This is a genomic window from uncultured Helicobacter sp., from assembly GCF_910577135.1.
In the GTDB taxonomy this organism is placed as follows: Bacteria; Campylobacterota; Campylobacteria; order Campylobacterales; family Helicobacteraceae; genus Helicobacter_C; species Helicobacter_C mastomyrinus.
The window spans coordinates 1-1038 of sequence record NZ_CAJTLL010000040.1 but is presented as its reverse complement, the minus strand read 5'-3'; the positions used below and the strand labels follow the sequence as shown (position 1 = coordinate 1038).

Genomic DNA, 1038 nt, shown 5'->3' with positions numbered 1-1038 from the left:
GGCCAATTCTCTGCGGCCGGCTCTCACCGGCACTCCTTCTCCCGAAGTTACGGAGTCATTTTGCCGAGTTCCTTAACAATGCTTCTCCCGTCGGCCTTAGGATTCTCTCCTCATCTACCTGTGTCGGTTTGCGGTACGGGCACAATATAAACGATAGCGGCTTTTCTTGACACATGGCTCATATGCTTCCCTACTCTTGTTCGGTCCGCATCACGTCTTCAGATCAGCGTACGGATTTGCCTGTACGCCTCCTACCTCGCTTGCACCGGTCTTTTCATTCCCGGCTCATACTTTCCACGTGTGTCCCCACAGTTCTGTTATATTGTGGTACAGGAATCTCAACCTGTTATCCATCAGCTACGCATCTCTGCCTCGCCTTAGGGGCCGACTAACCCTGCGCAGATTAGCTTTACGCAGGAAACCTTGGACTTTCAGCGGAAGAGTCTCTCACTCTTCTTTTCGCTACTCATGTCAGCATTCTCACTTCTGATACCTCCAGCATCCTTTACAAGACACCTTCAACGGCCTACAGAACGCTCCGCTACCACTTGCACTTGCGTGCAAATCCGTAAATTCGGTATATGGCTTTAGCCCCGTTACATCTTCGGCGCAAAACGTCTGTTAGATCAGTGAGCTATTACGCTTTCTTTAAAGGATGGCTGCTTCTAAGCCAACCTCCTGACTGTTTTGGACATTTCACTTCCTTTACCACTTAGCCATAATTTGGGGACCTTATTCGACGGTCTGGGCTCTTTCCCTCTCGACACTAGACCTTAGCACCTAATGTCTGTCTGGTGAGTATCACTGTTGAGTATTCGGAGTTTGATAGAATTTGGTAAGGATCGCTCCCCCCTAGTTCTTTCAGTGCTCTACCCCTCAACGTGTCCGCTCACCGCACTACCTAAATAGTTTTCGCGGAGAACCAGCTATTTCCGAGTTTGATTGGCCTTTCACCCCTAGCCACAATTCATCCCCTTCTTTTTCAACAGAAGTGGGTGCGGTCCTCCAGTTGGTGTTACCCAACTTTCAACCTGATCA

1 rRNA gene is annotated in these 1038 nt (G+C 49.4%); it reads right to left on the bottom strand.

What is annotated here, in order from left to right:
* Positions 1-1038, bottom strand: a 23S ribosomal RNA gene (locus QZ289_RS10395); the annotation flags it as partial.